Source organism: Actinophytocola sp. KF-1, from assembly GCF_054661535.1.
In genome coordinates this window covers 605,225-631,671 of record NZ_BAAFVK010000002.1, presented here as the reverse complement: position 1 = coordinate 631,671, position 26,447 = coordinate 605,225, and the positions used below count along the sequence as shown (strand labels likewise).

Annotated in this window: 30 protein-coding genes; 13 read left to right on the top strand and 17 right to left on the bottom strand. The window is 72.3% G+C overall.

The window, feature by feature from the left end:
- Positions 1 to 2: 2 nt before the first annotated feature.
- The gene (locus ACYQ77_RS08780; RefSeq protein ID WP_459709245.1) at positions 3 to 800 is read right to left on the bottom strand and encodes a three-helix bundle dimerization domain-containing protein; all 798 of its coding nucleotides are present in this window, start codon (positions 798 to 800) and stop codon (positions 3 to 5) included.
- 163 nt (positions 801 to 963) lie between these two features.
- On the opposite strand from ACYQ77_RS08780, the gene ACYQ77_RS08775 reads away from it, so the two are divergent.
- The 4 genes from ACYQ77_RS08775 to ACYQ77_RS08760 all read left to right on the top strand — a co-directional run bounded on the left by ACYQ77_RS08775 (position 964) and on the right by ACYQ77_RS08760 (position 3,834).
- On the top strand, positions 964 to 1,827 hold the full coding sequence (locus ACYQ77_RS08775) for a sigma-70 family RNA polymerase sigma factor (RefSeq protein ID WP_459709243.1): 864 nt from the start codon (positions 964 to 966) through the stop codon (positions 1,825 to 1,827).
- Positions 1,828 to 1,895: 68 nt separating this feature from the next.
- Positions 1,896 to 2,366, top strand: a complete 471-nt coding sequence (locus tag ACYQ77_RS08770) for a carboxymuconolactone decarboxylase family protein (protein ID WP_459709242.1) — start codon at positions 1,896 to 1,898, stop codon at positions 2,364 to 2,366.
- Positions 2,367 to 2,445: 79 nt separating this feature from the next.
- A complete protein-coding gene (locus tag ACYQ77_RS08765; protein WP_459709240.1) occupies positions 2,446 to 3,363 on the top strand; it encodes a GNAT family N-acetyltransferase in 918 nt (305 codons plus the stop codon).
- Positions 3,364 to 3,480: 117 nt separating this feature from the next.
- Complete coding sequence (locus ACYQ77_RS08760; RefSeq protein WP_459709238.1) at positions 3,481 to 3,834, top strand: YciI family protein; 354 nt, start codon at positions 3,481 to 3,483, stop codon at positions 3,832 to 3,834.
- Positions 3,835 to 4,061: 227 nt separating this feature from the next.
- Here the strand turns inward: ACYQ77_RS08760 and ACYQ77_RS08755 are convergent, their stop codons facing one another.
- Together ACYQ77_RS08755 and ACYQ77_RS08750 are read right to left on the bottom strand one after the other, a co-directional pair.
- Positions 4,062 to 5,429, bottom strand: a complete 1,368-nt coding sequence (locus tag ACYQ77_RS08755; protein ID WP_459709236.1) for a GGDEF domain-containing protein — start codon at positions 5,427 to 5,429, stop codon at positions 4,062 to 4,064.
- Between the two features lie 380 nt (positions 5,430 to 5,809).
- Positions 5,810 to 7,057, bottom strand: a complete 1,248-nt coding sequence (locus ACYQ77_RS08750; RefSeq protein ID WP_459709234.1) for an MFS transporter — start codon at positions 7,055 to 7,057, stop codon at positions 5,810 to 5,812.
- A 283-nt stretch (positions 7,058 to 7,340) separates the two neighbouring features.
- On the opposite strand from ACYQ77_RS08750, the gene ACYQ77_RS08745 reads away from it, so the two are divergent.
- Positions 7,341 to 9,725, top strand: a complete 2,385-nt coding sequence (locus tag ACYQ77_RS08745) for an ATP-binding protein (protein ID WP_459709232.1) — start codon at positions 7,341 to 7,343, stop codon at positions 9,723 to 9,725.
- Here the strand turns inward: ACYQ77_RS08745 and ACYQ77_RS08740 are convergent.
- The 3 genes from ACYQ77_RS08740 to ACYQ77_RS08730 form a co-directional block, all read right to left on the bottom strand.
- On the bottom strand, positions 9,708 to 10,475 hold the full coding sequence (locus ACYQ77_RS08740) for a glycosyltransferase family 2 protein (protein WP_459709230.1): 768 nt from the start codon (positions 10,473 to 10,475) through the stop codon (positions 9,708 to 9,710). The genes ACYQ77_RS08745 and ACYQ77_RS08740 overlap by 18 nt on opposite strands.
- Before the next feature lie 69 nt (positions 10,476 to 10,544).
- On the bottom strand, positions 10,545 to 11,330 hold the full coding sequence (locus ACYQ77_RS08735) for a class I SAM-dependent methyltransferase (RefSeq protein ID WP_459709229.1): 786 nt from the start codon (positions 11,328 to 11,330) through the stop codon (positions 10,545 to 10,547).
- A 29-nt stretch (positions 11,331 to 11,359) separates the two neighbouring features.
- The gene (locus ACYQ77_RS08730) at positions 11,360 to 11,518 is read right to left on the bottom strand and encodes a hypothetical protein (RefSeq protein ID WP_459709227.1); all 159 of its coding nucleotides are present in this window, start codon (positions 11,516 to 11,518) and stop codon (positions 11,360 to 11,362) included.
- Positions 11,519 to 11,571: 53 nt separating this feature from the next.
- Between ACYQ77_RS08730 and ACYQ77_RS08725 the strand changes: the two genes are divergently transcribed.
- Entirely contained in the window at positions 11,572 to 12,015 is a 444-nt protein-coding gene (locus tag ACYQ77_RS08725) for a hypothetical protein (protein ID WP_459709225.1), read from the top strand.
- On the opposite strand, the gene ACYQ77_RS08720 is transcribed toward ACYQ77_RS08725, so the two are convergent.
- Entirely contained in the window at positions 12,016 to 13,677 is a 1,662-nt protein-coding gene (locus tag ACYQ77_RS08720; RefSeq protein WP_459709223.1) for an extracellular solute-binding protein, read from the bottom strand.
- Between the two features lie 115 nt (positions 13,678 to 13,792).
- Between ACYQ77_RS08720 and ACYQ77_RS08715 the strand changes: the two genes are divergently transcribed.
- Together ACYQ77_RS08715 and ACYQ77_RS08710 are read left to right on the top strand one after the other, a co-directional pair.
- Complete coding sequence (locus ACYQ77_RS08715) at positions 13,793 to 14,299, top strand: DUF2231 domain-containing protein (RefSeq protein WP_459709222.1); 507 nt, start codon at positions 13,793 to 13,795, stop codon at positions 14,297 to 14,299.
- A gap of 141 nt (positions 14,300 to 14,440) precedes the next feature.
- A complete protein-coding gene (locus tag ACYQ77_RS08710) occupies positions 14,441 to 15,010 on the top strand; it encodes an alpha/beta fold hydrolase (protein WP_459709220.1) in 570 nt (189 codons plus the stop codon).
- On the opposite strand, the gene ACYQ77_RS08705 is transcribed toward ACYQ77_RS08710, so the two are convergent.
- A complete protein-coding gene (locus ACYQ77_RS08705; protein WP_459709761.1) occupies positions 14,913 to 15,167 on the bottom strand; it encodes a Prokaryotic metallothionein in 255 nt (84 codons plus the stop codon). The two genes, ACYQ77_RS08710 and ACYQ77_RS08705, sit on opposite strands and share 98 nt — an antisense overlap.
- A gap of 193 nt (positions 15,168 to 15,360) precedes the next feature.
- Between ACYQ77_RS08705 and ACYQ77_RS08700 the strand changes: the two genes are divergently transcribed.
- Entirely contained in the window at positions 15,361 to 15,612 is a 252-nt protein-coding gene (locus ACYQ77_RS08700) for a hypothetical protein (RefSeq protein WP_459709218.1), read from the top strand.
- Between the two features lie 132 nt (positions 15,613 to 15,744).
- Here the strand turns inward: ACYQ77_RS08700 and ACYQ77_RS08695 are convergent, their stop codons facing one another.
- Complete coding sequence (locus tag ACYQ77_RS08695; RefSeq protein WP_459709216.1) at positions 15,745 to 16,086, bottom strand: STAS domain-containing protein; 342 nt, start codon at positions 16,084 to 16,086, stop codon at positions 15,745 to 15,747.
- A gap of 83 nt (positions 16,087 to 16,169) precedes the next feature.
- Positions 16,170 to 16,625 carry a hypothetical protein gene (locus ACYQ77_RS08690; protein ID WP_459709215.1) on the bottom strand — a complete coding sequence of 152 codons (456 nt, stop codon included), beginning with the start codon at positions 16,623 to 16,625 and terminating at the stop codon, positions 16,170 to 16,172.
- Between the two features lie 555 nt (positions 16,626 to 17,180).
- On the opposite strand from ACYQ77_RS08690, the gene ACYQ77_RS08685 reads away from it, so the two are divergent.
- Together ACYQ77_RS08685 and ACYQ77_RS08680 are read left to right on the top strand one after the other, a co-directional pair.
- Positions 17,181 to 17,981 carry a hypothetical protein gene (locus tag ACYQ77_RS08685; protein ID WP_459709214.1) on the top strand — a complete coding sequence of 267 codons (801 nt, stop codon included), beginning with the start codon at positions 17,181 to 17,183 and terminating at the stop codon, positions 17,979 to 17,981.
- 65 nt (positions 17,982 to 18,046) lie between these two features.
- The gene (locus ACYQ77_RS08680) at positions 18,047 to 18,364 is read left to right on the top strand and encodes a LuxR C-terminal-related transcriptional regulator (RefSeq protein ID WP_459709212.1); all 318 of its coding nucleotides are present in this window, start codon (positions 18,047 to 18,049) and stop codon (positions 18,362 to 18,364) included.
- A gap of 81 nt (positions 18,365 to 18,445) precedes the next feature.
- Here ACYQ77_RS08680 and ACYQ77_RS08675 read toward each other — a convergent pair whose 3' ends face one another.
- The 4 genes from ACYQ77_RS08675 to ACYQ77_RS08660 all read right to left on the bottom strand — a co-directional run bounded on the left by ACYQ77_RS08675 (position 18,446) and on the right by ACYQ77_RS08660 (position 20,810).
- On the bottom strand, positions 18,446 to 18,922 hold the full coding sequence (locus ACYQ77_RS08675) for a sigma-70 family RNA polymerase sigma factor (RefSeq protein WP_459709211.1): 477 nt from the start codon (positions 18,920 to 18,922) through the stop codon (positions 18,446 to 18,448).
- Positions 18,923 to 19,243: 321 nt separating this feature from the next.
- The gene (locus tag ACYQ77_RS08670) at positions 19,244 to 19,930 is read right to left on the bottom strand and encodes a DivIVA domain-containing protein (protein WP_459709209.1); all 687 of its coding nucleotides are present in this window, start codon (positions 19,928 to 19,930) and stop codon (positions 19,244 to 19,246) included.
- 106 nt (positions 19,931 to 20,036) lie between these two features.
- On the bottom strand, positions 20,037 to 20,387 hold the full coding sequence (locus tag ACYQ77_RS08665; protein WP_459709208.1) for a hypothetical protein: 351 nt from the start codon (positions 20,385 to 20,387) through the stop codon (positions 20,037 to 20,039).
- 66 nt (positions 20,388 to 20,453) lie between these two features.
- A complete protein-coding gene (locus ACYQ77_RS08660; protein WP_459709759.1) occupies positions 20,454 to 20,810 on the bottom strand; it encodes a hypothetical protein in 357 nt (118 codons plus the stop codon).
- A gap of 260 nt (positions 20,811 to 21,070) precedes the next feature.
- Here ACYQ77_RS08660 and ACYQ77_RS08655 point away from each other — a divergent pair, with 260 nt between their 5' ends.
- Entirely contained in the window at positions 21,071 to 22,183 is a 1,113-nt protein-coding gene (locus tag ACYQ77_RS08655; protein WP_459709206.1) for an AI-2E family transporter, read from the top strand.
- 6 nt (positions 22,184 to 22,189) lie between these two features.
- On the opposite strand, the gene ACYQ77_RS08650 is transcribed toward ACYQ77_RS08655, so the two are convergent.
- On the bottom strand, positions 22,190 to 23,743 hold the full coding sequence (locus ACYQ77_RS08650) for a putative glycoside hydrolase (protein WP_459709205.1): 1,554 nt from the start codon (positions 23,741 to 23,743) through the stop codon (positions 22,190 to 22,192).
- A gap of 132 nt (positions 23,744 to 23,875) precedes the next feature.
- Here ACYQ77_RS08650 and ACYQ77_RS08645 point away from each other — a divergent pair, with 132 nt between their 5' ends.
- Positions 23,876 to 24,886, top strand: a complete 1,011-nt coding sequence (locus tag ACYQ77_RS08645) for a polysaccharide deacetylase family protein (RefSeq protein WP_459709204.1) — start codon at positions 23,876 to 23,878, stop codon at positions 24,884 to 24,886.
- On the opposite strand, the gene ACYQ77_RS08640 is transcribed toward ACYQ77_RS08645, so the two are convergent.
- Positions 24,887 to 25,222 carry a hydrophobin family protein gene (locus tag ACYQ77_RS08640; RefSeq protein WP_459709202.1) on the bottom strand — a complete coding sequence of 112 codons (336 nt, stop codon included), beginning with the start codon at positions 25,220 to 25,222 and terminating at the stop codon, positions 24,887 to 24,889.
- A gap of 258 nt (positions 25,223 to 25,480) precedes the next feature.
- A complete protein-coding gene (locus ACYQ77_RS08635; protein ID WP_459709200.1) occupies positions 25,481 to 26,440 on the bottom strand; it encodes an SDR family oxidoreductase in 960 nt (319 codons plus the stop codon).
- Between the last annotated feature and the right edge of the window lie 7 nt (positions 26,441 to 26,447).

The following is a 26,447-nucleotide window of genomic DNA, read 5'->3' as shown; positions in this document are numbered from 1 at the left end:
GGTCAGGACGCGCGGGCCAGGGCCGCGCGGAGGTGCTCCTCCGTGCGGCGGACCGCGGCCGCGCGTTCCTCCTCGTTGACCGCCAGCGCCCGGACGACGGGGTCGTCGGCGGTACGCCTGCGCCGCAGCTCGGCCATGCGTTCCGCGAACGTCATCGACGTGCCGTCCGGCCCGGTCGTCATGTCGCAGTACCACAGCGCGTCGCGCACCGCGGTCCGCTCGTCGTCGAACGCGGCGAGCGGGCCGGCCAGCCCGACCAGGTCCGCGACCGCCGCCGCGCCCGCGTGGTGGGCGACGAGCGCGCACACCCGGTCCGGCACGCCGTGGCGCGCGAGGTACCGGGCGCCGTCCAACTGGTGCATGCCGGTGTCCCGCACGGGCGCCGCGTACCCGATGTCGTGCAGCCAGGCGGACGCGACGAGCAGTTCCTGGTCCGCGGGCGAGAACGCGGGCGCGATCTGCTCGGCCCGCCGGGCCACCCCGCGGGAGTGCGCCCACCTGCGGGGCAGCTCGCCGGCGAGCAGCCGCCGCGCCGTCAGCCACGCCCAGGCACGCAGGGACAGGCCGGGCGAGGGGTCGCCGTCGGCGTCGACCGCGCTGCCGATCCTGGCCCGGACCTCCCGTTCGACGAGGATCGGCACGAACGCCTGGACGCGGGCGTCCCGGTAGCCGGACCACGCGTGCGACACCCACTCGTGCAGGACGCTGGCAGGCACCTCGGCCCGCTCCCGGCCGAGCCGCTCCGCGAGCCGGGCGATGCGCGGGTCCGGCGGCCAGGTCAGCACGTCGAGAGTCGGCATTTCTCATCCCTCCGGCCAGTCCCACGCGGGTCCACAGCATGCCGCACGATCGGGGTTACCCGCACCGGACCGGGTGAATGACAGACTGCGGCCCGCGTTTGTTACCTCCGGGCCGTCCCACTCGTCACGGCAGTGGTGGCACACGTTCGAGGAGGGTGGACAGATGAGCGGACCGGTCCTGGCGGAGGCCTTCGAGCAGCAGCGCGGGCGCCTCGTGGCGGTCGCCTACCGGATGCTCGGCTCCCGTGCGGACGCCGAGGACGCGGTGCAGGAGGCGTGGCTGCGGCTCGCGCGCCAGGACGAGGCCGCGATCGACAACCTGTCCGCGTGGCTCACCACGGTGGTCGGCCGGATCTGCGTCGACGTGCTGCGGTCGCGGAAGTCACGGCCCGAGGTGCCCTACGAGGAGCGGCTGCCGGAGATCGTCGTCACCGAGGAGGGCGAGCCGGAGGAGGACTCGCTGCTCGCCGAGTCGGTGGGGCTCGCGCTGCTCGTGGTGCTCGACACGCTCCGCCCGGCCGAGCGGCTGGCGTTCGTGCTGCACGACATGTTCGGGGTGCCGTTCGACGAGATCGGGCAGATCGTCGGCAAGTCGGCGGACGCGGCGAAGATGCTCGCCAGCCGGGCACGCAGGAAGGTGCGGGAGACCCACCGCCCGAGCGACGGGCCGCGCAGGCAGCGCGCGGTCGTCGACGCCTTCCTCGCGGCGGCGCGGGAGGGCGACTTCGAAGGCCTCCTCGACGTGCTCGACCCGGACGTGACGTGGCGGGCCCACACCACCCGCGGCGTGGTCGTCCGGCTGGGCGCGACCGCGGTGGCCGGCATCGCGCAGCGCGGTGCGCGTGCCACCGTCACCGCACGCCCGGCGCTGGTCAACGGCGAGCCCGGGATCATCGCGTGGCGCGCGGACGGCACCCCGCTGGCCGTGATGGCGTGCACCGTGGCCGACGGCCGGATCGTCGACATCCTGTCCGTCACCGACCCGGACCGCCTCGCGGCCATGGACCTGCCGGTGTGTCCTGGCTGACCGCTGTTACCTCCGGGGCGGCCCGCTCGTCGACGTGGTGAACCCGCAACGACGGCGAAGGAGTCACCATGGAGACGCGGATCAACCCGTTCGGCACCGAGTTCGGCCCGAAGTTCGTGAAGTACCTGATCGCGGCGAACACGGCGGTCGCGGGCTCGGCCCTGCCCCCGGCGACGCGGGAGCTCGTCAAGATCCGCGCCAGCCAGATCAACGGCTGCGGCGGCTGCCTCGACATGCACACCAAGGAGGCGGCCGCCGCGGGCGAGACGGCGGTCCGGCTCGCCCTGGTCGCGGCGTGGCGGGAGACCACCGTCTTCACCGACGCCGAGCGTGCCGCACTGGAGCTGACCGAGCAGGGCACCCGCCTGGCCGACGGCACGGGCGTCAGCGACGAGGTGTGGCGGAACGCTGCCAAGCACTTCGACGAGGAGCAGCTCATGGCGCTCGTGTCGCTGATCGCGCTCATCAACACGTTCAACCGGCTCGGCGTCATCCTCAAGCAGCCCGGCGGTGACTACCAGGTCGGACAGCACGCGTGACCCCGGCAGGCGGGGCCGCCCGGCCCCCACCCGGGCAAATCCCGCGACACCGTCGCCCGGTCCGGGCCATGCTCGTCCGGTGCGCGACGTGATCATGCGGCCCATCAGCGGCCGGGACGAGCTAGCCCTCTTCAACCGGATGCCGTACTCCCTCAACGACGAGGTGGCCGACGACCTCGACACCGGCAGGCGCCGCGCGGAGTGGTTGTGGGTCGCCGTCGACGGGGACCGCCTGCTGGCGCGGCTCGGGTGGTGGGGCCGGCCCGGTGAGGACGTGCCGTTCCTGCTGGACATCCTCGACGTCGCGGACAGCGTCGAGCTCGGTACCGAGCTGCTGCGCACCGCGACCGCCCGGGTAGTGCCGGCGGGCGCCCGCCCACCCGAGTACCTCCGCATGGTCCCGCCCGACTGGCGCGACACGGTGGCCAGGCACGGCGTCGAGGACCGCATGGCCGTCGCGGCGAACACCGGCGCGCGCCTGTTCGTCGAACGGCTGCGCTTCGAGTGGCGACCCGGCGCACCGGTCCCCGCGCCGAGCAGCCGCCTCGCGTTCCGCCCGGTCCGCGACACCGACGAGATCGTCGACCTGATGACCCGCGTCCTCGACGGCACCCTCGACGCGCACAGCAGGGACGACCTCACCCGCATGTCTCCCCGCGAGGCGGCGGCCAGGCACTACGAGGACGAGCTCGCCCACTTCCGCAGCCCTCGCGACTGGTGGCGCGTCGCGACCCTCCCGGACGGCGAGCCGGTCGGCTTCGTCACCCCGGCCCGCAACGACTACCACCCGGTCATCGGCTACCTCGCCGTCCTGCCGGAGCACCGCGGCAACGGCTACATCGACGACATCCTCGCCGAGGGCACCCGCGTGCTCGCCGCACAGGACGTGCCCCGAATCCGGGCCGCGACGGACCTCGGCAACACCCCCATGGCGAACGCCTTCCACCGCGCCGGTTACGTCAACTTCGAGCGCTCGATCACCATGACGTGGGACTGACGCAGGCGTCCCGGGGCAGTGCACCCCCGGTCCCAGGCGCTCCCGGAAGAATCTCCGGCGATCGTGTCGATCGGCGGCGCGCCCGTTCGTAGCCAGGGTGAGAGACAGGAGTCCACCATGAAGCAGTACCTGCTCGCCGTCCAGCTCGACGAGAGCACCCCGGAGACCGACGAGGAACGGGCGGCGCAGATGGCCCGCACGGGCCAGGTCACCGACGAGATGAAGGCCGCCGGGTCGTGGGTGTTCGTCGGTGGTCTGGTGCCCTCCCACGCCAGCACGGTCGTCCGTCCCGCCGGCGGCACGACCACCATGACCGACGGCCCGTTCGCCGAGACGAAGGAGCAGCTCGGCGGGTTCTGGGTGATCCAGGTCGACGACCTCGACCAGGCGCTGGCGTGGGCCGGGAAGTGCGCGCTGGCCTGCGGACGCCCGATCGAGGTGCGCCCGTTCGACGACGGCTCGGGGGAATGAGCGGGGGCCCGAAGCCCAAAGCACCCACATGCCCAAAGCCGCCGGCCCCCTTGACGCGGTGTGATAGCCCGTGGGAGGTCGACGGGATGGCAGGCACACCGCTCAACCAGCAGTCCTTGCCAACCCAACCCCGTACCCAACCCGCCACCATCCCGGAGACCAGCCCGTCCGGCGAGGACCCCCCGGAGGGAAACCCACAACAAGGCAAACCCCGTGGCGAACCCTGCTTAAACAGGGCGGGTGGGGATGGGGATCTCCGCGGGCGCGGAGCCGAACGTCGAGCAGACCCGGTTCCGCCCGCTGTTCTTGGCGCGGTACATCAGCTGGTCGGCGCGGTTGATCAGGTCGAGGAGCCCGTCCGGCCCGGTGGCGTCGCCGGGGCCCATGGCCGCGCCGATGGAGACCGTCATCCGCACGTCGCGGATCTCCGGCTCCTCTGCGGCGCCGGTCTTCACGGTGTAGACGACCTCGGTGACGCTGACGCGGTGGCGGATGCGTTCGGCCACCTCGCACAGCTGGGCGTGGGTCACCCTGGGCACGAGGACGACGAACTCCTCGCCGCCCCACCGCGCGGCCAGGTCGGTGTCCTCGCGGATCTCGTTCTTGATGGCCTGCGCGAGGTGCACCAGCGCCAGGTCGCCGACGTGGTGCCCGTGCGTGTCGTTGATCTTCTTGAAGTGGTCGAGGTCCAGCAGGAGGCAACCGACCTGGTCACCGCCGCGGAAGCTCTCCCGGTCCACGATCGACCCGGCGATCTCGATGAACGCGGGCCGCGTGTAGAGGCCGGTGGACGGGTCGAACGGCCGCTCGCGCTTCCATCGGTGGTACAGCGACGTCTGCTGCAGCACGGCGATGATGACGAACACGGCCAGCAGCAGCGGGTAGTACCCGAAGGCGATGAACATGGCGGCGGCGACCGCCAGGCAGGTGGCCGCGCCCTCCGAGCCCTGCTCGCCGAGCTGGCTGAAGGCGTCCTTGAAGGTCATCTCCGGCTTCATCAGCCCGGCGACGGTGATCACGAGCAGGTAGTTGACCAGCCAGCGCACGATCGTGGCGCCCGCGACGACCAGCCAGGCGACCGGGTCCGTCGACGGGAACCCGGGGAAGGCGTCCACGCCCGCGGCGAGGATCAGCGCGCCGACCTGGGACGCCAGCACCACGGTCGCACACGAGTAGATCCACCGGTGCGGGTTCTTGTCCTCGCGGTGGATCCGCAGGTAACCATAGGTGTGCGTGGCGACGATGACGGCGGTGGCGAGGAGCGGCGGGAGCAGGAGCAGCGCCGCGACGTTCCACACCGTCTTCAGGTCGTGGTACGGTCCCCGGCCCGCTTCCATCGCCCGGAGACGTTCGATGCCGCGTGCCATCTCGAGGTACAGCACCCCGGTCACGACGAGGATCGCCGCGACCTTCCAGTACTCGGCACGCAGCGGGAACATCCAGGCGGTACCCAGTACGCTCCCGGCGGTCAGCACGTGAACGACGAGCACGAGTGCCAGCACGCGGCCGGGCAGCGTCCACAGGCGCCAGCCGGCCACCCAGCGCACCGGGAACGTGGCGGCCCGGGCGCCCCGGCGCCACCCCGTTGCCGCCACATCCCCCATGATCGCCTCCAACGTTTTCCGTCTTTCGAGCGTAGTCAATCACTCACAAGTGGTCACGCGGCCACAACAAGAAGATTCTCGACCTGGCCTTATTCACCCATATGGCTCAATATAAGTGTGTCGCGGAGAGTTTCAGCGGGACGCTCCCACCTGCTGTCACATTCAGTCACTGAATTTCCGCGACTCGCTGGCACGTCCCCTTCACCAGCGACAATGCGTGATGGGTCCTGGCCCGAGCCCGGCTTGAGCACGTGTCTCCAGGAAGACACGGAGAGGTGTTGATCCCCCATGCGTGACAACCACTGGCGCGACAACCACTGGCGCGGTTTCCAGGACGTTCGTGACAACCACTGGCGGGACAACCACTGGCACTAGGACTCGTCCGGCTCCGACGCGGACGGCGGCGGTGCGGACGACACCCGCCCCCACGCCCTCGCCGCCACCACCGCGACCACGACACCGACCAGCGCGGTCAACGCGATCACCCGCGCGGGGTCCAGGAACTGGGCCAGCACACCGGTGAGCAGGACACCGAGGCCCTGGGCGCCGCGCATCGACGCGTGGGCCAGGCCGAGCAACTGCGCCTTCTGGTGTTTCGGTGTCGCCTTGACGTACTCGACGGCCGTCGTCGTGTCGTGCGCGGAGAAGAACCCGACGAGGGTCCACAGCACCAGCGACACGACGACGCCCGGCACGAAGACCATCGGCAGCAACGTCGCGCAGGTGATCACCGCGAGCCACCCGAGCCACCGCGCCCTGGTGGCGTCGTCGGGCACGGCCCGCGCGAGCACGATGTTGCCGATGATGGTCCCGACCGGGTTGGCCGCGAGGAGCAGGCCGACGACGATCGGCCCGGCGCCGAGCTGGTCGGCGTACGGGACCACGAGGCCCTCGGGCGCCACGTAGAACCCGGCGAGGCACGCCAGCGCGAGCAGCGCCTGGTGCTTCGGGCTCTCGCGGAGCAACCGGAACCCGGCGCCGACGGTCGACCAGGTGCGCCGCGGCGTGCCGTCCGGCGCGGCGGGCGCGGGCCGGTGCACGACGAAGATCCACAACAGGAGCGCGGAGGCGACGAACGTGCCCGCGTCGATCAGCAGCGCGCCCGACGTCCCGGCGAGCGTCACGACGACCGCCCCCAGCGGGAACCCGACGACGAGCGCGGTCTGGTAGGTCGTGGTCATCAGGGCCGTGCCCTGCGTGAACCCGGCGTCGGAGGTGATCGTCTCGGTCAGCGCGATGCGGGCCGCGGTGAAGGGCGCCGCCATCAGCTGCACGGCGAACAGCAGCACGAGCAGCACCACGATCGGCATGCCCGAGATCGCCATGACGGCGACGAGCGCCGCCCTGGCCACGTCGGTGACGATCATGACCTCGCGCCGGGGGAAGCGGTCGGCGAGCCCCGCGAGCAGCGGCCCGCCGACGAGGTCGGGCAGGAAGGTCAGCGCGTAGGTGGCCGCGGTCAGCGCGGGCGAACCGGTGCGGTCGAAGACGAGCAGGCTCAGCGCGACCCTGGCGAACTGGTCCCCGAAGGCGGACAGGGCCCAGGCCAGCCACAGCCCGGCGAACTCCCTGTTGGACAGCACCTCGCGAAAGGTCGCCCGTCCACCGACCCGGGTCACCGGCGTCACCTCCCCAGGGCGCGTCGAGTTGTGCCCTCTACACAGCTGAACGACCACGCTGAGCCGCACGGGGGTCACAGGATGCCACACGCCGACGACGAGGTGTGAACCTTCGCCGAAGATTGGCCGCTGTCGGCCAGGGTTGATCGAATCAGCGCCTGCCCACGAGGTCCTCGACCCCGTCCGTGCGTGCGGCACCGAACCTTCTCGTTCCCGGCTTCGCTGCGTAGGCGATCGGGTACGGTTCGCACGAGCCGGAAACCGGGAGATCGGCGGGGGCGCGATGTCCGAGGACACCATCACCACCGCCGCCGACCTTGGCCGGGTGCTGAAGTCGCTGGCGCGCCGCAGGCCCGGCGGGCCGGTCAAGGTCGCCTCCCTCGCGCGGCGGCTCAACCTCTCGCAGAGCACCCTCTACGCCTACCTGGCAGGCACGACCGTGCCGCCGAGCGACGTGCTCGACGACCTGCTCCGCGAGCTCGGCGTGCCCGCCGACGAGCACCGCAGGCTGACGCTCGCCCGCGACGCGCTGCACCGCCGCCGCGGGCCGGGTCACCCGCGGCGCACGGCCCACGACCTCCGGGGCGCGCCCCCGGCCGAACTCCCCGCCGACACCGCGGGTTTCACCGGCCGCACCGCGGAACTGGCCGAACTGGACGCCGTCCTCGCCGGCACGGGCACCGCGGCGCGGATCGCGGCCGTCACCGGGCCGGCGGGCGTCGGCAAGACCGCGCTGACCGTGCACTGGTGCCACCGGGTCGCGGCCACCTTCCCCGACGGCTGCCTCTACACCAACCTGCACGGCTACTCCCCGGTGGAGCCGCGCGACCCGGCCGACGTGCTGGCCGGGTTCCTCCGCGGCCTCGGCGTCGACGAGGTCCCCGAGGACGCGCACGAGCGCGCCGCCCGGTTCCGCAGCCTGCTCGCGGGCAGGCGGGTGCTGATCGTGCTGGACAACGCGCTCGACGCCGGCCAGACCCGCCTGCTGCTGCCCGGCAGCCCGACGTGCTTCGTGGTGGTCACGAGCCGCGCCGACCTGGCGGGCCTGCAGATCGACCCCGGTGCGCACCGGGTCGACGTGCGCCCGCTGCCCGCCGCGGCGGGCATGGCGTTGCTGCGCGCGCACGTCGGCAGCAGGGTCGACGACGCGGAGGACGCCGCGCGGCGGCTCGTCGACCGGTGCGACGGCCTGCCGCTGGCGCTGCGGGTGGTGGCCGCGCAGGCGGTCCGGGACCGCGAGCAACCGCTCGACGACCTGGTGGCCGGGCTGTCCGGGCAGGCGCTGGACCTGCTGGACGTCGGCGACCGGACCACCGCCATCGGCACGGTGTTCTCCTGGTCCCTGCGCCACCTGCCGGAGGAGGCGGCGACCGACTTCGCGTTGCTGGGCGCGCATCCCGTGCGGGAGCTGGACGTCGACGGGGCCGCCGCGCTGTTCGGCACGGACCCCCGCGCGGCGGCCCGCCGGATCGACCGGCTGGTCCGCGCGCACCTGGTGCAGCGGTCGGGCGCGGGCCGGTTCGGCATGCACGACCTGGTCCGCCAGTACGCGGGGCACCGCGCGGCCGAACTTCCCGGCGGGGTGCGGGACGCGGCCGTCGGCAGGCTCACCGAGCACGTCATCGACCGCGCGACGCGGGTGATGGACGTGCTGCACCCGGACGAGCCGAGTCCCGGCCCGGTGACCGAACCGTCCGCCGTGGACCTCGCCGCGGCCCGCGCGTGGCTGGACGCGGAGTGGCACAACCTGCTCGCGGTGATCGCCGACACCGCGCGGCGCGGCGAGCCGGGCCCCACCGCCCGGCTGGCGACCGTCCTGCGGCGGCACCTCGACCAGGGCGGGCGCTACAGCGACGCGCTCACGGTGCTGGGCCACGCACTGGAAGCCGCGCGGCTGGCGGGCGACCACCCGGCGGAGGGCGAGGCGCTGCGCAGCCTGGGCGTCGCCTACCTGCGCCTCGGCCGCCACGAGGACGCGCGGACCGCGCACGAGTCGGCGATCGCCGTCTGCCGGGCGTGCGGCGACCGGTACGGGGAGGCCGCGGCGCTGAACAACCTTGGCAACCTGTACGAACGGCTCGGCGACTACCGCGCGGCGATGGACCACTACGAACGCGCACTGGTGCTGGCCGAGGAACTCGGTACCAGGCAAGGGAAAGCGATCCTGCTGACCAACCTCGGCGTGGCGCACATGCGGTTGGGGAGCTACGCGCAGGCGGCCCGCGAATGCCGTCGTGCGCTCACGGCGTTCCGCGCGCTGGGCGACCTCGGCGGCGCGGCCCGCACCCTGGGCAACCTCGGTGAGATCCGCCAGCTGGCCGGCCGCCCGGCGGACGCGCTGGCCCGCTACGACCAGGCGCTGGCACTGGCCGCCGAGATCGGCGCTCATGGCATCGAGACGGAACTGCTCAACCGCCGCGGCAGCGCCTACCTGGCGCTGGGCGCGATCGACCGCGCACGCGCCGACCACGAAGCCGCGCTGGACGTCGCGCGGACGATCGGCGACCGCTACGAGGAAGCCAAGGCACTGGAGGGGATCGGGCACGCACTGCGGGCGGCGGGGCGTGCCGACCTGGCGGTCAGCAGGTGGCAGCGGTCGGTGGCCGTGTACCGCCAGATGAGCCTGCCGGAAGCGGACCGCGTCGAGAAACTACTGGCGAGCGGGTGATTCCCCGGCTGTTTCCCCGGCCAGCGCGCGCTCCGCGGCCAGCCGCTGCGCGATGACGCCGCGCACGTGCGGGAGGTCGCGGATCGCGATGTCCGCCGACTGCACGGTGTGCTGCCGCGGCCAGCGCCGGTACGTGGCGACCACCCGGTCCACCCAGAACCCGGCCCACCGCGTGGAGAACGCGGCGAGCAGGGCGGCGTCGGTGGACCGCGCCACGGCTGGCCAGCCCCCGTGCGCGACGAGGTGCGTCCGCCGGTAGGTGACGATCGAGGCGGGGAACGGGAAGTCGTCCGTGGCCACGAACGTCTCGGCGACCACCCCGGCCTCGACCCGCCCCGGCGGGTACACGTCGGGCTTCACCCAGCTGCCCCCGTCCGGGTTCACCCACCGCATCCGCCCACAGGCCCAGGCGACGGACGGATCACCGGCGAGCGGCTCAACGAGCGCCCCGACCCCGCCCGGGGCGTAGAAGTCGTCGTGATCCATCCCGGCGACCAGCTCACCACGAGCCCGCGCGACGGCCGTGTTGCGCGTGGCCGCCCCGCCGATCTGCACCCCGAGCGCGTCGTACCGGATGCGGGGGTCGTCGGGCAGCAGGTCCCGCACGCCGGGCCGTTCCCCGTCCTCCTGGACGACCCACTCCCACTCCCAGCCCGCCGGGAGCACCTGCTCTTCCAGCGAGCGCCACAACTCCCCGATGTGCTCGGCGTTGCGCACCTGCGTCGGCGTGATGATCGAGACCAATGGCACGGCCCCAGCCTCTCACCCCGCCGGGAGCGGCGCCGTGCCGCACCGCCAGGCCGTCGGGCGGTCCCGCGGTCAGTGCTGTGCGCGATAGCCGATCGCGCGGATGGTCAGCCACGTGTAGTCGACGAACGCCGGGTCCGAGTAGGCGCCGTAGACGTGCGCGAGTTCCTCCGTCGTGAGTGTCCCGTCGGCGACCACGTCGGCCTCGACGAGCCGGTGCGTCGCGATCATCCACCGCGCGAAGGGCGAACCCCCGCGCGCGGGGACGACGTGCCCCTCCGCGGTGCAGTCGACGAGCCCCGCCTCCTCGAGCGGCAGCGGGAGCGTGCGCGCCCAGCGCGGATCCGTGCCGACGGAACGTCCGAGGTACCCGGCCAGCGCGGCGAGCGCCCGCCCGACGACCGGGTCGCTCGACACCTCCGGCATCGGCGTCGCGGACTCGACGAGCAGGACACCGCCGGGCTTGAGCCACGACGCCATCCTGCGCACCGCGAGGTCCCGCCGCGTCACGTGTTCCAGCACCAGCCTGCTGTGGATCAGGTCGAACTCCCCCGGCGCGTCGTCCGCGGTGACGTCGTGCCGCAGCACCCGCACCCCGCTGTCGGCGAGCGGCGCCAGCAGCGCGGTACTCATGTCGGTCGCGACGACGTGCTCCGGCCCGACGCGGTCGGCGAGGATCCGCGCGACCGACCCGGCACCCGCACCGACCTCGAGGCACTGCCACCCGGGCCGCACCCCCACCCGGTCGATCAGCTCCCGGCTGGCCCCGTCGAACACCTCCTGCAGGAGCGCCAACCGGTCGTGCTCGGTCGAGGAATCCGTGTCCACGTAAGAGGTCCAGTTGAGCGTCTCGGACATGAGCGGGCATCGTACGGCAGGGCCTGCGATCACGACCCCAGCGCCAAACCGGCCCCTCGACGATCAGCCCGCACCTCGACGCCGTCGAGCAACGCGTCGGGGGCGAGCCGGATCAGGTCGTCCGAACCGACGTCGTAGCCTCGGCGCACGTCGATGGCCGCCATGAGCAGCCGCTTCCGGTGGTCCACGACGCCAGGATGGCCGTGCCGTCAGCCCGGCAGACAACCCTCTGGGAGGAACCATGCGCAACGAGGCCGTGCAGCGGCTGGACGTTCTGACCGGCACGTGGCGCACGACGTTGCGTGACGCCTGGTTCCTGAACCCACCCGACCAGGAAGTGCCCGGCACGGCAACGGTCGAGTGGCTCGGCGACGCGTTCGTGACCCTCCGCTGGACGATGGCCGACGACGCGGGCAACCCCGCGAGCGAGATGGTCCTGGTCCTCGGCCGCAGCGACGCCCGCGACGCCTACACCGCGCTCTACCACGACGAACGCGGTGTCTGCCGCGTCTTCGCCATGAGCTTCGACGGCACGCGCTGGACGCTGGAGCGCGAGGACCCCGACATGTTCCAGCGCTTCGTCGCCGACGTCGCGCCCGACCGGATCGCGGGCCGCTGGGAGGCGTCCGAGGACCGCGGGGCGACCTGGCGCAAGGACTACGACCTCATCTTCGACCGCGCGTAGTCACCGCGCGATCTTCGCCAGTTCCTTCGGGAAGTCGGTTTCGAGGACGCCGCCGTTCCTGAGCGCCCGCGCGATCCCCTTGCGGAACGCCTTGCTGAACTCGGTGTAGTTCGGCAGGAAGGGCCGCGGCCGCGCGTCGACCACCGCGCTCCGCAGCAGGTCCTTGTAGGGCCGGGTCGCATTGGCGTACGCCGAGTCGCGGGTCGGCGCGAACCCGCCCACCTCGAACAGGATCAGCTGGCCCGCCGCGCTGGTGAGGAACTCGATGAACGCCTGCGCGGCCTTCGGCTTGTCCGTCGACGCGGCGATCGCCAGGTTCTGCCCGCCGAGCACGCTGTCGCCGGGCAGGTTCGCCACGTCGAAGGAGACGGAGCTCTTGCCGTCGGAGCTCGTCAGCGTGTCGTGGGCCACCGGCCAGTTCCGCATGTAGATGGCCTGCTCGTTGCGGAACGCGCGAGTGGCCTTGGTCTCGTCCATCGCGTCCGCACCGGGCAGGAAGGTGCCTGCGTCCCGGTAGGCGGCGGCGAGGTTCTCAAGCCCCTCCACGGCGCCCGCGTCGAAGACGATCTCGTCCTTCCCCTCGTTGAACACGGGGTGGCCGTCCTCGTTCACGACCTCCCCGCCCGCGGCCCACATCGCCTCGAACGCGGTGACGGCGAGGACTTCCTCGTCGGCGAGCTGCGCGGCGTTCGCGCCCAGCAGCTTCTTCCCGGCCGCGCCCGAGTTCCTGGCGGCGGTGAACGCCGACTTCGCGCCCGCGCCGAAGATGTCGTCCCACCCGGCGACCGCAGGCACGCCGGGAAGGTCGGTCCGGTGGTACAGCAGGCCCGCGTCGGAGTTCAGCGGGAGCCCCCACAGCCCGTCGCGGTGCCCGTACAGGTCCGTGCACGTCCGCAGCACGTTGGGGAGGAAGTCGTCGGTCGCGAGCCCGGTCCGGTCGAGCGGCCTGATGTAGCCGTGTTCGATGAACTCGGTCATCCAGACGACGTCGAGGAGGTAGACGTCCGCCGCCGGTTCCCGTTCCCCCTTGGCGTCGGCGACCATGGCGGCGTGCTGCGCGTCCGGCTCACCGGACACGTTCTCGACCTGCACCGGGTTCTCCGGGTGCGCCTGGTTCCACTGCTCGATGAGCACCCGCCGGGGATCGCTGGGGCTCTCGTCGAGGGCACTCATGATCACCAGCTCCCCCGGTTCGAGCAACGGCGTGGGTTCAGGCGCCGAGAACACCGGCGGCGTCGACCACACGACGAGAAACCACACGAGCGCGAGGACGAGCACCGCCACGATGCGTTTCGGTTTCGCCAGCGCGGCGCCGAGCCGGTCGAGCAGATCCAGGTTCCCGTTCCTCGGCCGCCCGCGCCGGAGGTCGTAGATGATCCGGACCAGCAGTTCCCCGCACAACAGCGCCAACGTCAGCAGCACAGCGCCGATGGCGACCCGCAGCCACGCCAGCCCGCCGTTGGGCCAGTCGACGTTGACGAGCACGGAACCGAGGCTCGTGCAGACGATCAGCCCGACGACGATCGCCACCAGACCGAGCACGCGCAAGGCCCTGCCGGTGCGTGCGCCGTCGGTGGTCGGTTGTTCGGTACGTGCCGGTTCCTGGACGGAATTCTCGCTCACGATGACCGCTGCCCCCAGCGCCGTTGCCGAGATCCTCAACCGGCCAGCATAGTCGAGGAAATCCGGTGGTGAACCGAAATCACGCGTTCGGATCAACACCCGCGTGTGCGGCGGGCCGCGCCGGGTATCCGGCGGTGTCGGAGAGGAGAACGCCATGAGAAGCCGGGCCAGGGCCCTCGGCCATCCGATCCACCAGATGCTCATCGTCTTCCCGCTCGGCCTGCTGACGACCGCGGTCGTGTTCGACGTGCTCGGGCTGATCACGGACCGGCCCGGGTTCGCGGTCACCTCGGCCTACATGATCGCCGCGGGCGTCGTCGGCGGCGTGGTCGCCGGGATCTTCGGGCTCGTCGACTGGCTGGCGGTCCCGCCGGGCACGCGCGCACGGCGGGTCGGCCTGCTGCACGGGGCCGGGAACGTCGTGGTGCTGCTGCTGTTCGCCGTCAGCTTCCTGCTCCGCGGCGCCGCCGATGACTGGGCGCCGAACGCGTGGGCCCTGGTGCTCGGCTTCGCCGGGTTCGCGGTGGCCGGCGTGACCGGCTGGCTCGGCGGTGAGCTCGTGGACCGCCTCGGCGTCGGCGTCGACGAGGGCGCCAACGTCGACGCGCCGAGCTCGCTGTCCCGCCGGCCCGTGCCACGCATGACCACCGGCATGGAATGACCCCGTCGAGGGGCTGGGACCGCGCCGAGTGCACGGACTCGGCTGCTCGCACCGCTGCCGCGCTGGCACCGCACATGACGGTGGTCGCCCCCCGACCTGCCGGGCTTCGGCCGCACCCCGGGCCCGCGCGACCCGCTCGACGTGCGCGGGTTGTCGTCCGCGCTCGCCGCGTGGCTGCGCGCGGCCGGTCGCGCGGGCGCGCTGCTGCTCGCCAACTCCGCGGGCTGCCAGGTCGTGGGCGACCTGGCGGAACACGCCACCCCGGTCCTGGCCGGCCCGACCGCGGACCCGGGCGCGCCGACGCTAGTGCGCCTGCCAGCCGACGTGCCGGGGGAACGACCGGCGCTGCTCCCGCTCTCGGCTCGCGACCACCTGATCCGCGGCCCGCGCCGCTTCCTGGCGACGGCCCGCGCGTTGCCGGCCGACCCGGTCGAACGGAAGCTCGCGAACCTGTTGACCCCCGCGGTGGTGGTGCGCGGCACCCGCGACCCGATCGCATCCCACGAATGGGCGGCACGGGTCGCGGCTCGCCTGCCGGACGGGCGGTTGGTCGAGGTCCCCGGCGCCGGGCACGCCCTCAACCGGATCGTGCTGGCGCTCGCCGGTGTGTCGGTCAGGCCCGGTCGCGCACCGTCTCCGCCGCGCCGGACTCCCGGGCGCAGTGGGCGCAGCAGAAGAACTGGTTCCCGGCCTGGACCCCGTGCCCGATGACCTTGCACCCGCAGTGCTCGCACACCGGCGCGAGCTTGTGGATCGCGCATTCGAAGCTGTCGAAGACGTGCACCGCCCCCTGTGCCCGGACTTCGAAGGCCATGTCGTACTCGTTGCCACACACCTCGCAGCGCGTGGCGGTGTCGGTCTCGTCCATCGCCAGGGCGTACCCGGCGGCGGCCCGTTCATGCACCGATCAGGGCATTACAGGACGCGCCTCGTCCCAGTTCAGGTGAAATCGCGTCCGCCGTCGTTCGCTGCGTGGAATTCACGGGCAATCACGTGGTGTCCGAATGTCGGGACGGAGAACGGGCGACATCATGAGAAACGCGAAAAGGACAGTGGCAACCGTGGTGCGCGACATCTTCCTGGGCGTCATGGCGAGTTGCGCGATCCTGGCGGGACCGGTGACGACGGCGAACGCGTCCCCGGAGATCACCTACGTGGCCATCGTGGCGCCGAGCGAGCACGAGGACGGCGACGACGACAACGGCCTGTGGGGCCTGCTGGGGCTGCTCGGCCTGGTCCGGCGGGGCAGGCGGAACGAGTACCTCGCGGGCCCCGCGGACGCGCCGCCCGCGACACGCTACGGCGACAAATAAGAGCGGACCGGCCGCGGTTCGGAGAATTCTGGAAGGGAGTACCCCGGGCGGCCGGCCCATTCAGAGAATATCCACCGGAAACGGTCGCGAACAAGGTGCCGACACCATTGTGTGGCATTTCCGCGCCGCCGGTTACAGGGCCTGTCGCAGCGCGTCCGCGAGTGTTCCGTGTATCGAGAGCACGCTGTCCAGCCCGGTCATGCGGATGGGGCGCAGGCACTCCCGCCCCGGGGCGACGACCCGCACCTCGGGCCGCCCCGCCTCGGTGGCCTCGACGAGCACCAGCAGGCCCGCGGACGACAGGAACGTCACCGCCACCAGGTCGATGACCACCAGTTCCCGCTCCACGCGGGTGATGCCCGCGAGCGCGAGGCGCAGCGCGGGCGCGGTCGCCAGGTCCACCTCACCGCGCACGTGGAGCACGGTCGCGTCGGCGCGCTGGGCGATCGAGACGTCGAATTCGGTGTCTGTCATGCGTTTCCCGGATCCTGGGGCCGGGAAAAGGCGGCGGCGGTGCACCCCGGTGACCCGTCGCCGCCGTTCCCGTCGGCACCTCACTACGCCGGCACTGGCAGCCCGCCGAGCAGGTCGTTCACCAGAGCCGACAGGCTCACCAGCAGTCGCTGCACCAGCGCGTTCAACAGTTCGGCGATCGACGGCAGGTCCCTCGTCTGCGCCCCGTCCGGGAACAGCCGGTCGACCTGTTCGCGGGTCGTCGCGGCCTCATGGCCCGCGTCGTCGGCGAGCGCCCGGCTGCTGTCCCGCACCGCGTACCGCTGCCCGCTCTCGAGCTCGGTCAGCAGCGGCTCCAGCTCCGTGAGCGTCGCCTTCGTCTTCGCGACGTCGCCCGCGTCGGCCGCGGCAGCGAGCGCGTCGTGCATGCCCTGCACCAGCACCGCGCCCTCCTGCGGGGCCGCGGGCTCGACGGCGGCCGCGTTGGTCACGGTGGTCCCGGTGACCACGATGGCGAACACCGCGGCGAAGACCGCGAAGCGCCCGAGTCTTCCTTTCATGGGTAACCCCTTTCGATTGCGAGATCGCATGACGGACCTCGTCGTCATCGTCACTCGCTCGCGGGGAATGGCGCCAACGTGCCTGCGCGCACCGTTTTGCCCCGATTCCCGGGCGTCACCGGGAACGTGCGGAAATTAACGGGTTCGCGTCATTACAAGCCGCCGCGGCCCCGGTCGCCGGCCCGGCCACGACCACGGGTGGTGAGCACTCCACCCGGATGACCGGGCGGTGGCCCGTTCGAGCGGTTTTCCCTTGTCCTGCCCCGATACTGCCACCGAGCGGGCCGTACCGGCGGCATTAATCACCGGAAGGTGGGGTTTGACGCGGATTCTCTCCCACCGTGACCGGCGGCGCGCCCGACAACCCGGCAGGGGCAACGGGTTCCCGTTTCCGGGAGAGCACCGGCCGCGCCGGCGGTCACCGTCGGGGTCCGGTTCCGCGCGAACGGGTATTCGAGCGGTTCTTTCGGGTCCACGGGAACGTACTCCCAGTGATCTCTGGGTAGCTTTCAGTTGCCCGAATTTGTTTCGATCGCTTTTCGAAAGGAGACTGTGATGCCCAAATCGGCTGGCCGCGGTGTTGTGTTCGCGGCCCTCGCGGTGCCGCTCGCGCTCATGGCGGCGCCGTTGACCGCGTCGGCGGAGGAACCGGACGACGTGGTGATCAGCGACCAGGCGCTGGCAGGTGCGGTGGCCACCCCCGATGCCGCCGCCGCGATGGCGTCGGCGACCACCACGACGACCGTGACGGAGACCGAGGACGTCGACGCCTGGGACGGGCCCCGCCCCGACCTGGTCTACGTGCCGGAGTCCGTCGACGTGAGCTACTCGGCCGACGACGAGGACGTCACGGAGGACGTGGCGGAGAACGTGACCGGGGAGGTCGTCGAGGAGACCGGCACCGACGCGGTCGCCGTGGTGGCGCCCGTGCACGAGACGACCGTCGCCGACACCGACGACTACGCGGACGACTGGACGGGCGACTGGACGGACGACTGGGTGGGCGCCACCTACGAGGACGTCGCCGCGCACGCCGGTCCCGACGGCGCCTGGGTGACCTCCACCGAGGCGGGCGCCGTGTCGGGTGACGACGGCGGTCTGTCCGGCACGGACACCGCGGCGTGGTACGAGGAGGTCACCGCCGCCGCGGGCAGCGACGGTGCCTACGTCGAGTCCACCGAGAGCGGCGCCTTCGAGAGCGACGGCTGGCACCACGGCGACCTGGTCGACACCGTCGACGTCGGCGACTTCGACGACGACGTCACGGGTGCCTCGTACGAACACTCGGCCGCGGCGGCGGGCGAGGACGGTGCGTGGGTGGAGAACGTCGAGTCCGGCGCGTTCGAACTGGACTGACGGCAAGTGAGACCTGGCGCCGGCTCCCGTGCCCCGGGAGCCGGCGCCTTCCTCGTGGAGGAACCGTGACGCACACCCTCGCCGGGAGGACGCTCCTCTCGGACAAGGAACTGGCCGTCGTGCGCCTGCTGGCCGACGGCCTGCGCACCAAGCAGATCGCGCGGCGCCTGGGCATCAGCATGAGCGCGGTGTCGATGCGCCTCGCCCGCGCGGCGGAGATCCTGGGCACGGAGACGGCGATCCACACGGTGGTCGAGTGCGTGCGCCTCGGCCTGCTCGGCCCGGACACCCACCGCGCGGCACGCCTGCGCCGCGACCTCGCCGACCGGCACGCGTCCACGTGCGCACTGCTGCGCACCCCGTCGTGCGACTGCCATGTCTAGGCGGCGTGTCCGGTAGCTGGGGCCGGCTGCGGGTCTGGTCGTTCTTCGGGTCGTGATCTGCCCGGACGGTACGGCGGCGCGCTAGTGGAGGGCGCGGCGGGGCGGGCGGACGCGTTCGAGGTCGTGCTGGTCGAACGTGTCGAACTCGGTGAGCACCGGCTGCAGCTTGGTCAGGCAGCGGATCACGATCTGCGAGATGTTGGACGACGACGTGTTCATCGCGGCGGCGATCTCCCCCACGCTCAGCCCTTCGAACAGGCGGAGCCGCGTGATCTGGCGCTGCCGCTCGGTCATGTAGCCCATCACCCGCAGGATGCGTTGCCGCACCTCGCACGCCGCGACGCGGCGGACGGCGATCGCGGCGGCGTCCTCGACCGGCTCCGGTTCCCCGGGGTCCTCGTCCAGCGCGGTCGGCTGCGGGTCGTGCTCGGCCGCGCCCCTCTGGGTGACCAGGCCCGCGAGGAACACCGGCCAGTCGGGCTCGTCCGGGGGCGGGTCGCTGAGCAGTTCGGCGAACACCTCGTGCACGAGGTCCGCCGCGTCGCGGTCGCTCCGCACGCCCGCGCACCGCGTGGCCGTTTCGATCAACGCGGGGTGATATCGGGTGTAAATCTGTTCCCAGTTCACTGGAGCGCTCGTCCTCACGATCCTCGTCCGGGCCTCCCAACCCGAACTCGATCGAGTACTCCCGTTTTGCATGCGACATTTCCCGAGCGGGTGGCGAACACCACGGCACGGGCATCGTTGAATGGGCGAGCGCCCGGCAAGCTGTTTTACCGGGGCGTCGAATGCAGGGTCGATTCGCGCTACTGCGGCTTTTTCACAGAAGCATTTGGATTGTACCGCCGCGGTGTTTCCGCGACGCGGCAGGTGTGGTCCTCAGCTCGGGGGCACGTCCGCGGGGGCAGGAGGTGCCGCCGGCACCTGCTGCGGCACCGGCCCGCTCGGCTGCCCGCCCACCACGCTGTTCGCGGGTTGCTGCGCGGCCGGCCGCGGCTGGGGCTGGGGCTGGGGCTGCGGTGCCTTGGCGTGCTGGCCGGTGCGCTGCTCGGTGGAGCGGCGCGGCGGCGGCATGCGGTGGTGGAGCGCACCGCTGCCGAACAACTCCTGCAGCGACACCTCGCTCTCCTGCAGCCCCCGCAGCAGCGTGCTCGCCTTCTCCAGGGCCTCGTGCACGATCTGGCGGGCTTCCTGCGCGGCCTGCGCGCGGCACGCGTCGGCCTCGCGCTGCGCCTCCTCCACCAGCTCGACCCGGTGGCGCAGCAGCTCGTCCGCCCGCTCGCTGACGCGCCGGGCGGCGTCCTCCGCCTCGGCACGGATCCGTGCCGCGTCCTGCTCCGCGGTGTCGATCAGCCACTGCACGGTCGTGGACGCCGGCGCGGTGGCGGGGTCGCCCGCCGCCGTCTCGAGCGCGAGCGCTCTGGCCACCGCCCGGTCGCGTTCCTCATGGGCGTAGTCGAGCGCGGCGTGCAGCTCGCGCAGCTCGTGGTCCACGGCGTCGCGGTCGTAGCCGCGGAACCGGGTCGGGAACGACGGCGGGAATTCGCCGAGTACGTCCTGTGACATGAGACCCCTCTGTCTTTCCACGTCGGCCGGGAGGCAGGGCCGGCCGTGACCGGCCCTGCCTCCGTCCACCCCAAAGGTGAGCGGCTTTCGGCCGCCTGCGAGCGGCTCAGTCCCCCTGGACGGTGCCGCCGTCGGACGTGTCGCTGGACGCGCAGTTCTCGGGGATCGCGCCCTCCGCGTCGCTGGCACCGGGCGAGGCGATCGGCACGCCCACGCCGTTGGCGACGTCCTCGACCGGCACCTGGACGCCGAGCACGTTGACGTTGTTGTCGCAGAAGCCGACGGTGCCGTTGACGTTGTGCAGCCCGTCCACGTTGTCGACATTGACCAGGCCGATCTCGCCGTCGCCGTCACGGTCGCTCGCGAAGGGCAGACCGCTGTCGGCGCCCGCGACGCCGCTGAAGGGGATGACACCGGCGGCGATGGCGGCCGCGCCGACGATGAGTTGTTTCAACACGGAAGAACTACCTCTCGTTGGTGGGCGGCAGGGGTGCTGCCGCTGGGGAGAACGACGCGGGGAGCGTCACTTGTCCTGAACCGAGCCGCCGTCGTCCAGGCTGGCGGAGGCGCAGTTGTACGGCGCGGCGGCCTCGGCGTCGTGCTCGCCGGGGGACAGGATCGGCACGCCGATGCCGTTCGCGACGTCCTCGACCGGCACCTGGACGCCCAGGACGTTGACGTTGTTGTCGCACACGCCCGCGTTGGCGTTCACGTTGTGCAGCACGTCGACGTTGTTGACGTTGACCAGGCCGATCTGGTCGCCGCTCTCGTCGTCGTGGCCCCAGCCCGGGTGGTGCGGGCCCTCGGCGGAGGCGAACCCGCTCAGCATCATCATCCCGGCGGCCACACCGGCCGTCACGAAAGCTGCCTTTTTCAGCATCAGAAATCCCTCGGTTGATTGCGCGATCAATTCCCGGTCGATCTTGGTTTCGACCGGAGGCGACACTAGCGCGAGAGCTTTCCGCAATTCCACCTCGTCAATACCTTCGAGCCTTGTAATGCTTCGTTGATTTTCTTTCGGGGTCGGCACGGGCCGATTTGTGCGCGGACCGCAGCGACTTCGTCACCCGAAAGGGTGGTTTAGCGTGCATCCGTGGCCCTCCGGCGATAGGGAAAAGCCGCGCGTGCTTGGCTGAGTACATGGGTGATTCGACCGTGCCCGCGCCGCGTGACATGGCGGAACCCGTTGCGAGAGCGGAGAAGGAAGCCGAGGCGTTGCGTGCCGGGCACCAACCGCTCGGCCCGCCCGGCCGTCCCGCCGACCGCCACACGGCCTTCTTCATCGGGCTCACGGGCACCATCGGCGCGCTGGTCGCGCTGTGCGCCGGCTACCTGGTCGTGCGTGCCGCGGAGGTGCTGGTGCTCGTGCTGATCGCGTTCTTCATCGCGGTCGGCCTGCACCCGGCGGTGGCGTGGCTCGACCGGAAGGGCCTGCCCCGGCCGCTCGCCACCGCGGTCGTCGCGACCGGGATCCTGTTGCTGGTGGCCGGGTTCGTCGTCGCCGCCGCGGTGCCGCTCGTCGAGCAGGCGGACCGGCTGGCCGCGCAGCTGGCGGCGCTGAACGCGAGCATGGACGACGAGCAGACCGTGCTCGGCTGGCTCAACCAGCGGCTGGACCTGGAACGGCAGGTGCGCGGGCTCGTCGGCGGCGGCACGGGCGCCCGCGCCGCGGTCGAGGCTGTCACCGGCGTCTTCCTCGTGCTGGTGCTGAGCGTCTACTTCCTGGCCGACTTCCGCCGCATCCGCGGCGCGCTGTACCGGCTGGTGCCCGCGGGGCGGCGACCGCGCGCGATCCTCATCGGCGACCAGATCTACGCGCGGATCGGCGCGTACCTGCTGGGGAACCTGTTGGTGTCGCTCGTGAGCGGCGTGGTCTCGTTCGCGTGCCTGGCCGCGTTCGGCGTGCCGTACGCGTTGTTCCTGGCGATCATGGTCGCCGTGCTCGACCTGGTCCCGGTGGTCGGCACGCTCGTCGCCGCGGTCGGGGTCGCCGCGGTGGCGCTCACGGTCTCGGTCCCCGCCTGCCTCGGCGTGCTCGGTGTCCTCGCTGTCTACAAGGTGATCGAGGACTACGTGTTGCTGCCCAAGGTGATCGGCCGCGTCGTGTCCATCCCCGCGACGGTCACGGTCGTGGCCGTGCTCGTCGGTGGCGTGCTCGCGGGCGTGCCCGGTGCGCTCGTGTCGATCCCCGTCGCCGCCGCCGCGCTGCTCCTCCTGCGCGAGGTGAGCATCCCGTGGCTGGACCGCACGTGAGCGGGCTCAGCGCGGCGGTGGTGCGGCCGGGTCGTAGCGGCACGCGGGGTCCCACAGCAGGAACGACGACGCGCCGGCGTCGGCCGCGGCGCGGACCTGTGCCGCCACCTCGGCCGGACCGTACGGCTGGGCCAGGCTGAACGCCTGCAGCCACGGGATGACCTGCGCGCCCGTGCCACGGACCGCGCGGCCGAACGCGGCGACCGACCGGTTCGTGATGTCGTACGGCTGGGACTCCGGGTGCGCGACGCCGTACTCGCCGGGACCCCAGTGGGACGGGTAGACCATGGGTGCGACGTAGTCCACGTGTGCCGCGATCGCCGGGATGTCCTGCGCCACGGCGGTCGGGTGCCGCGCCGCGATGCCGAACACGGACGCACCGAGGAACGCGCCGTGGGCACGCACCTTGGCCCGGGTCTCCGCCAGGAGGTCCACGATCGCCTGCTCCGGGGTGCCGCGCAGGCCGGGGATCTGCATCCGCGACACCGCGCCCTCCGGCCTGCGCACGTAGTCGTACAGGATGTCGTCGAAGCCCAGCTCCGCGGCTTCCTCGGCGAGCGCGACGTTGTAGGCGACCACGTCCGGGTCGGCGAAGTTCGTGAACGCGTACCCGCCGTACGAACCGGCCCACGGCTGTCCCCCGCTGGTCTGCAGGACCCGGTCCTTCTTGCCCGCCCGCCAGGACGCCTCGGCGAGCACGGGGTCGCGGAACGCGACGAGCCTGCCGACCACGCGGATCCCGGCCGCGTGCAGGCGGTCCACGACCGCCTTCGCGTCGTAGTGGTCCCGGGTGGCGCCGATCTCCCGCGCCAGCGGCACGCGTGACAGGTAGCCGATCTCGCCGCTCTCGTCCTTGATGTCGAGCTGGACGGTGTCGATGCGGCCCTCCTCGGCCAGCGCCAGCACGGGTTCCCGCAGTGCCGCCGACGACCAGCCCAGCGCGGACATGTGCACCGCGCGCATGCCGGGGTGGCGGACCGCGACCGTGTGCGCCCGCGCGGTGTTGTTCCCGGCCTCGTCGCGCGCGACGACGTGCACGGACGCGGGCACGCTCGGCAGCGAGACGGCGAAGGTGCCGTCGTCCGCGAGGTCGGCGGGCTCGTGGTCGACGGTCACGGCGGTCGCGCCGACCGCCCTGCCCCGCAACGTGAACGGCGCGCGGAGGTCCGTCACCGGCGTCTCGTCGACGGTCAGGCGCGGTGGTGTGCCGTCGACCGTGACCGTGCGCGTGACCTCGTCGTCGGGCAGCAGTCCGCGGGTGCGGCGCGCGGTGACCGTGTGGCGGCCGTCGTCGAGGGCCGTGTCGGCGAGCACGAGGCGGTCCCCGTTCCTGCGCACCTCGGCGGGTTTGCCGTCCACGAACACGTCCACGTCGGACAGGTCGAGCCCGGACTGTGCGGTGACGCCCAGCCCGGCCAGGCGTTGCGGGGTGACCACCGCGCCTTCCGCGACACCCGTGATGGCCGGGCTCGCCGCCAGGTCCCGAAGCGCGGGGGCGGTGAGCACCGCCAGCACCGCGAGCACGCACGCACACACCAAAGCGACAACCCGGCCCGTCATCCCGCACTCCCCGCACCCGCCGACACAACCAACGCGCGAAGCATGCCCGCTCACCGCGGGCGCCAACCTGTTATCACCTGATCGTGCGCTCTTTGCGTTGCGCGGCAAGGGAATCGGCCGGATCGTGGGGCGATGTTCCTCAAGCGCATGGGCGTGGTCGCACTGGTCGCCACGCTGGCGACGGCGTGCACCGGTGAACCCGCTCCCCCGCCGCCACCCCGCAAGCAGGTCAGCACCACGAGGTCGAGCCCGCCCACGCCGCCGGATCCCGCCGCGGTGGGCGCGAACGAGCTGGGCGTGGTGCCGGTGCTGATGTACCACCGGATCGTGGCCGCGCCGGCGACGGTGTACGACCGGACGCCGGCGGCGTTCCGCGCCGAGCTGGTCCGCCTGGCGCGGGAGGACTACGTCCCGGTCACCGCGGCGGACTACGTCGACGGCGACCTCGACCTCCCCGCCGGGACGCACCCGGTGGTGCTGACCTTCGACGACGGCGACCCCAGCCAGTTCACGCTGGACGCCGCGGGCGACCCGGCCGCGGGCACCGCGGTGGCGATCATGCTGGCGGTGGCGGAGGAGTACCCGAGGTTCCGCCCGGTGGCGACGTTCTTCGTCAATGCGGACCCCTTCGGCGACCCGGGCGGCACCCGGACACTGCCGTGGCTGGTCGCACACGGCATGGATGTCGGCAACCACACCGCGACGCACGCGAACCTGGCCGAGTCCACCCCGGACGCGGCGCGGCGGGAGATCCTCACGCAGGACCAGGCGATCCGGCGCGCGGGCGCGGTCCCCGCGACGCTCGCGTTCCCGTTCGGGGCGACCCCCGACGACCCCGCCCTGGCGTTGCGGGGCACGGTCGGCTCGGCGGAGTACCGTTACCGGGGCGCGTTCCTGGTCGGTGCGAACCCGGCCCCGTCGCCGTACGCCGACGACTTCGACCGCGCCGCCATCCCGCGTATTCGTTCGCAGGACGCCACCGGCGAGGACGCGGCGTGGTGTTCGACCGCGTGGCTGACCAAACTCGCGGCGGCGCCGCGGGAGCGCTACACGTCGGACGGCGACCCGGCGAGCATCTCCTTCCCGGCGGGAGCACCCCACGCGGCGGCGACCGCGTTCACCGACCGAACGAGGCCGTATTGATCATCCGCAGCCGACGAAGAACACGACGTCCGTCCCACTCTCTTCGTCCGCGGCGGCACACCGGAAGGCGACACCGTCCACACCGGTCACGGACACCACGACGCCGTCCTGGTTCCCGGCGTCCTTCCGGCAGGAGAGCCCGACGGGCCCGGTCACCTCCGACACGTCGATCCCCTGTGCGGACAAGCGCTTCTTCACCGCGGGCACCGACGCGCTCGTCAACGCGTCACACGAGTACGCACTCCCCGAGGACGGCTCGTCGGCGGCGGCGACACCACCACCGGAGCCCACGACGACGACAGCGGCGAGCAACACCTGGCGCAGCAACCTGATCATGCCCGGCCTCGTACCCCGGCCGCCCGCCGCCGACACCGCCACGGGCCCAGCCGTCCCCGATCGAATGACTCCGCGGGCTCAGCCGGGCTACCACCGTGACGGGAGCGCGCCGGGTTCGTGGCGCCGCCTCCACAGGACGACCTCGGCGACCCGCCCAGTTGACCTTGTTGTGGGTTTCCCTCCGGGGGTGATGAGCGGTTCGCCCCGCTTCGCGGGCCGGGCGCTGCCCGCCCGGCGTGCGGGAATCCGACGCGATGGTCAGCCGCGATCGAGTGCGACGGCCGGGAAGGACGTGCCGGTGAGCTCCTCGGAGATCCGCCAGACGCGCTCGGCCTCGGCCGCGCCGCACAGCCGGGAGTAGACGGCCTGCTCGGCGGGCGCGCCGCCCAGGTGCCCGAGACCGCTGGGCCCGTACAGCCGACCGCCGCGCGCGTCCGGCGAGGTCGCGGCCATCAGCGCCGGCAGCAGCGCCGTCTCGACGGTCCCCAGGAGGATGCCGCGCCGGGACAGCACGCGGATGACCCGCACGCCGAGCGTGTCCCGTGCCCGCCCGACCTCGGGCCGCGCGGCCAGGAGGTTGGTGGGCGCGACCCCGGGGTGGGCGAGATTGCTGGTGATCCCCCAGCCCGCCGCGCGGCTGCGCCGGTCCAGCTCGAGCCCGAACAGCCCGAACGCGATCTTCGACTGGCTGTACGCGCGGCGGCCGTGGTAGGACCGTTCCCAGTTCAGGTCGTCCCAGTTGATGGTGTTCTCGTTCGCGGCGACGCTGATCTGCGACGTCACCCGCGCCCGCCCCGCGCGCAGCAGCGGTAGCAGGTGCGCGACGAGCGCGAAGTGCCCCAGGTGGTTGCTGCCGAACTGCAGCTCGAACCCGTCCGCGGTGGTCTGCCTGGCCGGCGGGGTCATCACGCCCGCGTTGTTGACGAGGATGTGGATCGGCCGGTCCTCACCGAGCAACGCGGCCCCGAGCGCGGCGACCGAGTCCATGGACGACAGATCGAGGTCCCGAAGGGACACTGATGCCTCCGGGTGCCGGGCCATGATCGTCGCGACCGCGGCCTCTCCCTTGCGCCGGTTGCGCACGGGCAGGACGACCTCGGCGCCGGCGCCCGCGAGACGGGTCGCGAGCCCCAGCCCGACCCCGTCACTGCCGCCGGTGACGACGGCGAGCTTGCCGGAGAGGTCGGGAACGGTGATGTCGGGCCGGGTGCGTGCCATGGGCTGC

Bases quoted from the DNA above. Each gene is read 5' to 3' on its own strand.
- ACYQ77_RS08780 (WP_459709245.1), bottom strand. From the start codon at position 800: ATGCCGACTCTCGACGTGCTGACCTGGCCGCCGGACCCGCGCATCGCC.
- ACYQ77_RS08775 (WP_459709243.1), top strand. From the start codon at position 964: ATGAGCGGACCGGTCCTGGCGGAGGCCTTCGAGCAGCAGCGCGGGCGC.
- ACYQ77_RS08770 (WP_459709242.1), top strand. From the start codon at position 1,896: ATGGAGACGCGGATCAACCCGTTCGGCACCGAGTTCGGCCCGAAGTTC.
- ACYQ77_RS08760 (WP_459709238.1), top strand. From the start codon at position 3,481: ATGAAGCAGTACCTGCTCGCCGTCCAGCTCGACGAGAGCACCCCGGAG.
- ACYQ77_RS08745 (WP_459709232.1), top strand. From the start codon at position 7,341: ATGTCCGAGGACACCATCACCACCGCCGCCGACCTTGGCCGGGTGCTG.
- ACYQ77_RS08735 (WP_459709229.1), bottom strand. From the start codon at position 11,330: ATGTCCGAGACGCTCAACTGGACCTCTTACGTGGACACGGATTCCTCG.
- ACYQ77_RS08725 (WP_459709225.1), top strand. From the start codon at position 11,572: ATGCGCAACGAGGCCGTGCAGCGGCTGGACGTTCTGACCGGCACGTGG.
- ACYQ77_RS08715 (WP_459709222.1), top strand. From the start codon at position 13,793: ATGAGAAGCCGGGCCAGGGCCCTCGGCCATCCGATCCACCAGATGCTC.
- ACYQ77_RS08705 (WP_459709761.1), bottom strand. From the start codon at position 15,167: ATGGACGAGACCGACACCGCCACGCGCTGCGAGGTGTGTGGCAACGAG.
- ACYQ77_RS08695 (WP_459709216.1), bottom strand. From the start codon at position 16,086: ATGACAGACACCGAATTCGACGTCTCGATCGCCCAGCGCGCCGACGCG.
- ACYQ77_RS08690 (WP_459709215.1), bottom strand. From the start codon at position 16,625: ATGAAAGGAAGACTCGGGCGCTTCGCGGTCTTCGCCGCGGTGTTCGCC.
- ACYQ77_RS08685 (WP_459709214.1), top strand. From the start codon at position 17,181: ATGCCCAAATCGGCTGGCCGCGGTGTTGTGTTCGCGGCCCTCGCGGTG.
- ACYQ77_RS08670 (WP_459709209.1), bottom strand. From the start codon at position 19,930: ATGTCACAGGACGTACTCGGCGAATTCCCGCCGTCGTTCCCGACCCGG.
- ACYQ77_RS08660 (WP_459709759.1), bottom strand. From the start codon at position 20,810: ATGCTGAAAAAGGCAGCTTTCGTGACGGCCGGTGTGGCCGCCGGGATG.
- ACYQ77_RS08655 (WP_459709206.1), top strand. From the start codon at position 21,071: ATGGGTGATTCGACCGTGCCCGCGCCGCGTGACATGGCGGAACCCGTT.
- ACYQ77_RS08650 (WP_459709205.1), bottom strand. From the start codon at position 23,743: ATGACGGGCCGGGTTGTCGCTTTGGTGTGTGCGTGCGTGCTCGCGGTG.
- ACYQ77_RS08645 (WP_459709204.1), top strand. From the start codon at position 23,876: ATGTTCCTCAAGCGCATGGGCGTGGTCGCACTGGTCGCCACGCTGGCG.
- ACYQ77_RS08640 (WP_459709202.1), bottom strand. From the start codon at position 25,222: ATGATCAGGTTGCTGCGCCAGGTGTTGCTCGCCGCTGTCGTCGTCGTG.
- ACYQ77_RS08635 (WP_459709200.1), bottom strand. From the start codon at position 26,440: ATGGCACGCACCCGGCCCGACATCACCGTTCCCGACCTCTCCGGCAAG.